Origin of the sequence: Amycolatopsis keratiniphila subsp. keratiniphila, from assembly GCF_001620365.2 — a bacterium.
GTDB classification, from domain to species: Bacteria; Actinomycetota; Actinomycetes; order Mycobacteriales; family Pseudonocardiaceae; genus Amycolatopsis; species Amycolatopsis keratiniphila.
On sequence record NZ_LQMT02000011.1, the window covers coordinates 64,809 to 72,280 of the forward strand.

The 7,472-nt window shown below is 68.9% G+C and carries 8 protein-coding genes; 5 read left to right on the forward strand and 3 right to left on the reverse strand.

What is annotated here, in order from left to right:
- Window positions 1-111 (reverse strand): metal-sensitive transcriptional regulator (locus AVR91_RS11250; RefSeq protein ID WP_143253969.1); only part of this gene is annotated, 111 nt, incomplete at its 3' end.
- 162 nt (window positions 112-273) lie between these two features.
- Here AVR91_RS11250 and AVR91_RS11255 point away from each other — a divergent pair.
- Genes AVR91_RS11255 through AVR91_RS11270 form a run of 4 tightly spaced genes read left to right on the forward strand, consistent with a single transcriptional unit; the run spans window position 274 to window position 4,085 of the window.
- Entirely contained in the window at window positions 274-555 is a 282-nt protein-coding gene (locus AVR91_RS11255) for a metal-sensitive transcriptional regulator (protein ID WP_016331925.1), read from the forward strand.
- Between the two features lie 21 nt (window positions 556-576).
- Entirely contained in the window at window positions 577-783 is a 207-nt protein-coding gene (locus tag AVR91_RS11260; RefSeq protein WP_063273733.1) for a heavy-metal-associated domain-containing protein, read from the forward strand.
- Window positions 784-834: 51 nt separating this feature from the next.
- Complete coding sequence (locus AVR91_RS11265; RefSeq protein ID WP_063273732.1) at window positions 835-1,803, forward strand: hypothetical protein; 969 nt, start codon at window positions 835-837, stop codon at window positions 1,801-1,803.
- Window positions 1,804-1,829: 26 nt separating this feature from the next.
- On the forward strand, window positions 1,830-4,085 hold the full coding sequence (locus AVR91_RS11270; RefSeq protein WP_063273731.1) for a heavy metal translocating P-type ATPase: 2,256 nt from the start codon (window positions 1,830-1,832) through the stop codon (window positions 4,083-4,085).
- A gap of 655 nt (window positions 4,086-4,740) precedes the next feature.
- Here AVR91_RS11270 and AVR91_RS11275 read toward each other — a convergent pair.
- Together AVR91_RS11275 and AVR91_RS11280 are read right to left on the reverse strand one after the other, a co-directional pair.
- Window positions 4,741-5,253: a DUF4396 domain-containing protein gene (locus AVR91_RS11275; RefSeq protein ID WP_076153410.1), complete on the reverse strand. Its 513-nt coding sequence runs from the start codon at window positions 5,251-5,253 to the stop codon at window positions 4,741-4,743.
- The gene (locus tag AVR91_RS11280) at window positions 5,243-5,800 is read right to left on the reverse strand and encodes a carboxymuconolactone decarboxylase family protein (protein WP_063273729.1); all 558 of its coding nucleotides are present in this window, start codon (window positions 5,798-5,800) and stop codon (window positions 5,243-5,245) included. Before AVR91_RS11280 ends, AVR91_RS11275 begins: the two co-directional genes overlap by 11 nt.
- Before the next feature lie 218 nt (window positions 5,801-6,018).
- On the opposite strand from AVR91_RS11280, the gene AVR91_RS11285 reads away from it, so the two are divergent.
- On the forward strand, window positions 6,019-7,446 hold the full coding sequence (locus AVR91_RS11285; protein ID WP_063273728.1) for an MFS transporter: 1,428 nt from the start codon (window positions 6,019-6,021) through the stop codon (window positions 7,444-7,446).
- Window positions 7,447-7,472: the final 26 nt, after the last annotated feature.

The following is a 7,472-nucleotide window of genomic DNA, read 5'->3' on the forward strand; positions in this document are numbered from 1 at the left end:
GTCGATGCAGTACTTGTCCTCCTCGACCATCTTCTGCAGCCCCCGGATCTGCCCCTCGACGCGTCGCAGGCGTTTGAGGTGGCGCTCCTTGTCGTCGCCGTGATCGGCCACGCTCACTCCTCGAGTCGGGATTCGCGTACGGCTCAATCATGCCCGTCCGCGAGTGGCGCGTCGAAGGCGGCCGCCGCGGAAGCGGACGGTGACATACGCCATGGAGGTATGCCTGTTGCCCTACCCCCCTAGGGTATGTAGAGTCCTCGTCAGGAGGTCGAGATGCACGGATACACGCAAGGCAAAGACGAATACCTGACCCGGCTGCGGCGGATCGAAGGACAGATCCGGGGCCTGCAGCGAATGGTCGAAGAGGACAAGTACTGCATCGACATCCTCACGCAGGTGTCCGCAGCCACGAAGGCGTTGCAGTCGGTGTCGCTGGGGTTGATGGACGAACACCTCAGGCACTGCGTGTCCGACGCCATCGCCAAGGGTGGCGACGAGGCCGACGAGAAGATCAAAGAGGCGAGCGACGTCATCGCCCGCCTCGTCCGTTCCTGATATCCCGCAAGGAGAACCACGATGAGCGAGACCACCTACACCGTCACCGGCATGACCTGCGGCCACTGCGTCCGTTCCGTCACCGAAGAGGTCGGCAAGATCGACGGCGTCACCGGCGTCCGTGTGGATCTGCCCACCGGCGCGGTGACCGTGACCGGATCCAAGGAGCCCGCGGTCGCGGATGTGCGCGCCGCCGTCGAAGAAGCCGGATACGAGCTGACCGCCTGATCCGCGGTCCGCTCCCGATCGCGGGCAACGGCCCGCACTAAGGACTTCACGATGAACACAGTTGCGAAGCTCTCCGCCTACGGTGTGGCGCTTGCCCTGGTCGCCGGTGGCGCCTGGGTCGCAGGCACCGCTGTCGGTCCTTTCGCCGGCGCGGCCGGCCTTCCCGGCGGCGAGGACGCCGGGCATGGGGACGCTCACAGCGGCACCGTCGCGGAGGCGGCGCCGACCGACGAGCCCGGCGGGCTCGCGTCGTCCAGGGGCGGCTACACCCTCACGCCCACCACCACGACGCTCACGCCGGGGACGAGCCAGCCCTTCTCCTTCAAGATCCTCGGCCCCGACGGCGCGCCGGTCACCGCGTACGACGTCGAACACGAAAAGCGGATGCACCTGATCGTCGTCCGCCGTGACACGGCCGGTTTCCAGCACGTGCATCCCGAACTCGCGCCCGACGGCGTGTGGAGTGTCCCGCTGTCCCTGCCCGAGGCGGGCAGCTACCGCGTCTTCGCGGACTTCAAGCCGACGGGTGGCTCGGCCTCGACACTCGGCGTCGACGTCGCCGTGGCGGGAGAGTTCGAACCCGTCGAGTTCCGGCCGTCGCGGGTCGCGAATGTCGACGGCTACCAGGTCCGCCTGGACGGCGAGCTGACGCCGGGCAAGGCGTCGAAGGTGACCTTGACGGTGACCAAGGACGGCCGCGACGTGACCGATCTGCAGCCGTATCTGGGCGCCTACGGGCATTTGGTGGCGCTGCGCGGTGGCGACCTCGCGTACCTGCACGTCCACCCGGACGGCGAGCCCGGAGACGGCCGCACGAAACCCGGCCCCACGGTGACCTTCTTCGCCGAAGTTCCCTCTGCGGGGACATACCGGCTGTTCCTGGACTTCCAGCACCAGGGCAAGGTCCGCACCGCCGAGTTCACCGTCGCCACCGCGGGCACGCCCGCCCCGGCCGCTTCGGCGCCCCAGAACCAGACCCCACCTCCGGCGGCCGGCGACGGCCACGGCGGACACGGCTGACCGCGAGCCGGAAAGGAGTGACCACGATGACTTCCGATCTGGACCAGGCCACCACGGCCGAGGTCGAACTCGCGATCACCGGGATGACCTGCGCGTCGTGCGCGATGCGCATCGAGAAGAAGCTGAACAAGCTGGACGGCGTCTCGGCCACCGTCAACTACGCGACCGAGAAGGCGAAAGTCACCTACAGCGGGGACATCGAACCCCAGCGGCTGATCGAGCAGGTGGAGGCGGCCGGTTACGCGGCCGCCCTGCCCGCTCCGCCGAAGCAGGAGCAGCCGGACGGGCCTGCCGAGGAGGCCGATCCGATCGCGCCGTTGCGGCAGCGGCTGATCGGTTCCGCGGTGCTGTCGGTGCCGGTGATCCTGCTGGCGATGGTTCCGGCGTTCCAGTTCACCTACTGGCAGTGGATCTCGCTGACGCTGGCCGCTCCGGTGCTGGTGTGGGCGGCGTGGCCGTTCCACAAGGCGGCGTGGGCGAATCTGCGCCACGGCGCGGCCACCATGGACACCCTGATCTCGATGGGCACGCTCGCCGCGTTCCTGTGGTCGCTGTACGCGTTGCTGTTCGGCAGCGCGGGAACGCCGGGGATGACGCACGCCTTCGAGCTGACCGTCGAGCGGATGGCCGGGGACGGCAACATCTATCTCGAGGTCGCCGCCGGGGTGACGACGTTCATCCTCGCCGGGCGGTACTTCGAGGCGCGGTCCAAGCGCCGGGCCGGTGCCGCGCTGCGCGCGTTGCTGGAGCTGGGCGCGAAGGACGTCGCCGTGCTCCGTGACGGCAAGGAAGAGCGGATCCCGGTCGACCGGCTCGTCGTCGGGGACCGGTTCGTGGTCCGCCCGGGGGAGAAGATCGCCACCGACGGCGTGATCGTCGAAGGCAGTTCCGCCGTCGACGCGAGCATGCTGACCGGCGAGAGCGTCCCCGTCGAGGTCGGGCCCGGCGACGCCGTGGTCGGCGCGACGGTCAACGCGGGCGGACGGCTCGTCGTCCGTGCGACGCGGGTCGGCGCCGACACGCAGCTGGCGCAGATGGCGAAGCTGGTGGAGGACGCGCAGACCGGCAAGGCACAGGTCCAGCGGCTGGCCGACCGGGTTTCGGGTGTGTTCGTGCCGATCGTGATCGCGCTCGCCGTCGGCACGCTGATGTTCTGGCTCGGGGCCGGTGGTTCGGTCGCGGCGGCGTTCACCGCGGCGGTGGCCGTGCTGATCATCGCCTGCCCGTGCGCACTGGGGCTGGCGACGCCGACCGCGCTGCTCGTGGGCACCGGACGGGGTGCGCAGCTCGGCATCCTGATCAAGGGCCCGGAAGTGCTGGAGTCCACGCGATCGGTCGACACGGTCGTCCTCGACAAGACCGGCACCGTGACCACCGGGCAGATGTCGCTGGTGGCGGTCCACGTCGCCGAAGACGTCGACGAGGAGACGACGCTGCGCTTGGCCGGTGCGCTGGAGAACGCGTCGGAGCACCCGATCGCGCAGGCCATCGCTCGCGCGGCACGGGAGCGGGTGGGCGAGCTGCCCGCCGTCGAGGAGTTCACCAACGTCGAAGGCCTTGGCGTGCAAGGGATCGTCGACGGGAAGGCGGTGCTGGCCGGACGCGGCGCGCTGCTGGAGGAGTGGGCGCACCACCTGCCGCCGGACCTCGCGGAGAAGAAGGCGGCCGAGGAGAAGGACGGCCGCACCGCGATCGCCGTCGGCTGGGACGGGAAGGCGCGTGCCGTCCTCGTCGTCGCCGACACGGTGAAGCCGACCTCCGCCGAAGCCATCACGCAGCTGCGGGCGCTCGGCCTGACCCCGGTCCTGCTCACCGGGGACAACGAGGCCGTGGCCCGCGCGGTGGCCGCGGAGATCGGGATCACCGAGGTGATCGCGGAGGTCCTGCCCAAGGACAAGGTCGACGTGGTCAAGCGGCTGCAGGGCGAGGGCAAGGTGGTCGCGATGGTGGGCGACGGCGTCAACGACGCGGCCGCGCTGGCACAGGCCGACCTCGGGCTGGCCATGGGCACCGGCACGGACGTCGCCATCGAGGCGTCGGATCTCACCCTCGTCCGCGGTGACCTGCGGGCGGCGGTGGACGCGATCCGGCTCTCGCGGCGGACGCTGCGCACCATCAAGGGCAACCTGTTCTGGGCCTTCGCCTACAACGTCGCGGCGCTGCCACTGGCCGCGGCGGGGCTGCTCAACCCGATGATCGCCGGCGCCGCGATGGCGTTCAGCTCGGTCTTCGTGGTCACGAACAGCCTGCGGCTCAAGGGATTCCGCAGCACGGCGAGCTGACGCCCGCTCGAACGAGGCGCTCGCGCGGCACTTCCGGTGTCGCGCGAGCGCCTCTTTCGTGCCTGCCGGACCGGTCCTGAGTGTCCACAAGGGACACCAGATGGCGACAAGGTGTCCGATTGGGTCGTGAGTGGCAAAGAGGGTTATTGACCGGAAAGTCAAAGGTGGCGCGCCGCTAGACGTTCTTCGCTAGGTTCCCGGTGGGAAGGAAGGCCTATGCGACGTGAGTCTGGACTGGCGATACGGGAGGCCCGGTCGGTAGTGTCCACAAGGGACATATCGCGTCGATCAGGCGCTCAATTGATGTCTTTATGTCCGTTTTTAGACGGGGTCGTGAGTGATAATGAGGGTTAGAGCCACCCAAATCACTCACGACCCCCGCGCAAAGTGGTCAAATCGGGCATTTTTGCTCGAATAGTGTCCCTTGTGGACAGTCAAGAGCGCGCGCCAGGTCTCTGTGGCGAGCATGCACTCGCCGCCAACCCCATCACGCCACCTTTGCCTTGCCTCTCAATGGAACGACCAAAATCACTCACGACCACCTGGACGAGCGATCACGTCCGATGAGTGCCGAGGCAGGTGCGGGTGAACGCTGAGACGGCAAAAGGCCGCCCCCGGCGCAAAAGCACCAGGGGCGGCCCTTGTCCGTCGTGAATCAGTGGTGGTAAGCGTGCACGACCGCGTGTCCGGCGCCGCGGCCGATGAGCCACTTGTTGACCGGCGTGGTGAGCAGGAACGCGACGAAGAGGGCGAAGGCGAGCGCGCCCCAGAACAGCCAGCTGGCGAGACCGGCCTCCATCGCGCCGGGGACGACGAGCATCACGCCGTTGTCGATGATCTCCATGACGATGATCGACACGGTGTCGGCGGCGAGCGCGACCTTGAGGGCCTGCTTGAAGCCGACGCCCGCGCGCAGGACACCGCGCATCGTCAGGGCGTAGCCGAAGACGAACGCCAGCGCGACGGCGAGCACGATGGTGGCGAGGTTGCCCCAGCCCAGCGCGGTGCCGATCACCATGCCGAGCACTTCGCCGATGGCGCAGCCGGTGAGGCAGTGCAGGGTCGCCGACGCCGCCATACCCCAGGAGACCTTGCCCGGCTGGTGGTGTTCGTGGCCCGCATGCCCACCGTGATGCTCGTGGTGCGAGTGGTCGTGCTCAACCGACATGGTCGTGTCTCTCCTTTGTGGACTGCCCGGCAGGCGCGGGTTCGAGGCCTGCGACGAGATTGAACGAACCGGTGAGCAGGTTGAGGGACACCAGTCCCACCGTGTCGGCGATGAGCCGATCGCTCCAGCCGTGTCGCCGCAATTCGGCGACGTCCTCGTCGCCGATCGAAGCCGGTTCGGCGAGGACCCGCACGGCGTACTCGATCAGCGCGGCCTCGCGCCGATCCGTGGAGGTGCCCTGGCGGGCCAGCGCGATGTCGTTGTCGCTGAGCCCGGCGGCCTGTGCGGCTCCTGTGTGCGCCTGCAGGCACAGCGCGCAACCGATCCACTCCTGCAGGGCGAGGGAGATCTTCTCGCCGAGCGCCCGGGGGAGCTTCACTCGCTTCATGGCGCGCGAGAAGTCGAGATAACCCTGAAGGAGTGCGGGGGAGTTGGCCATCGCGGAGACCATCGGGCCCACCGAGCCACGCCGTTCGACGATGTCGCCGAGCAGCTCGGCGGATTTCGCCGGCGCGTCGGCCGGATCAAGCGACTTGAGACGCTGCACGGCTCCTCCTCGTCCTGTCGGTCGCCGGGAACCTTATACCTGTAAGGGGTAAGTGTCGACCTACTTGGTGCCCCGCAACGGTTTGCCGCTGAGGAAGCGCGTGTGACGACCACTACATTAATACCCCCTAGGGGTACTTGTGCGACCGTGTGCGATCGGTCTACCTTCAACTCCGCAATACCCCCTAGGGGTAATACGATCCGGAAAGGACGGTCGTCATGGCGGAGACAACCCCGGACCCACGACGGTGGTGGGCGCTGGGACTCATCGCGTTGGCCCAGTTCATGGTCATCATGGACACCTCGATCATCGGCGTCGCGCTCCCGGCGATGCAGCAGGACCTCGGGTTCTCCCCGGGTGACCTGTCGTGGGTGTTCAACGCTTACGTCATCGCGCTCGCCGGGCTGCTCCTGCTCGGCGGACGCCTCTCGGACCTGTTCGGCGCGCGGAGGATGTTCACCGCCGGCTGGGTCGTGACCCTGGGCGGGTCCGTGGTCGCCGCGGTCGCGGGCACCGCGTGGGTCGAACTGCTCGGGCGGGTGCTGCAGGGTGCCGGAGCGGCACTGATCGCGCCGTCCGCGCTGACCCTGCTGATGATGTTGTTCGGCGCGCGTCCGCGCGAGCTGACCAAGGCGCTCGCGCTCTACGGCGCGGCCGCTCCCGCGGGCGGCACCGCGGGCGTGTTCCTCGGCGGTGTGATCACCGAATGGCTGTCGTGGCCGTGGATCTTCTGGCTCTACGTCCCGATCTCATTGGTCGCGATCGTGGCGACCGGCAAGCTGATGCCGTCCGCCCCGGCCCGGCGCGGCTCGGTCGACATCGCCGGCGCCATCGCGGCGACCGCGGGCCTCGGCCTGACCGTGTTCGGTGTCGTCCGCGCCCCGGAAGCGGGCTGGGACTCGGCCGGTACATGGGGCGCGCTGGCCGGTGGCATCGCCCTGCTCGCGGTGTTCGTCGCGATCCAGCGGAAGCGCGAGGTCCCGTTGGTGCGGTTGGGAATCTTCCGCACGCCGAACCTCGGCGGCGCGAACCTGGCGCAGTTCCTGCTCGGCGCGGCGTGGATCCCGATGTGGTACTTCCTCAACCTGTACCTGCAGCAGGTCCTGGGCTACGGCGCCTTCGCCAGCGGTGCGGCGCTGCTGCCGATGACGGTGCTGATCGTGGTGTTGATGGTCGCGGTCGCGCCCCGGCTGATCGGCCGGTTCGGGCCCAAGAAGATGATCATCGGTGGGCTGTGGGCGCTCGCCGCGGGCCTGGTGTGGCTGTCGCTGGTCAGCCCGACGGGGAACTTCGTGGTCGACGTCCTGCCCGCGTCGCTGGTCGCGGCCCTCGGTCAGGCGCTGGCGTTCATCCCGTCACTGGGCACCGCGATCTCCAGCGCGAAGCCGGAGGAAGGCGGGCTCGCGTCGGGCATCGTGAACACCTCGTACCAGATCGGGTCGGCGCTCGGCCTGGCCGCGATGACCGCGGTCGCCGTGTCGGCCGGTGCGGGACGGGTCGGTGACCCGGTCGCGCTGACCGGCGGCTACTCGGCCGCGTTCCTCGGCGCCGCCGGGATCGCGATCGCCGGTGGCTTCCTGGCCATGGCGACCTTGCGCACTCCCAGTGAGGTCGGCGGAGGTGAACCGGCGGTTCAGGCCCGCTGAGGCGTGTTGCGAAAGCCACTTCCGCA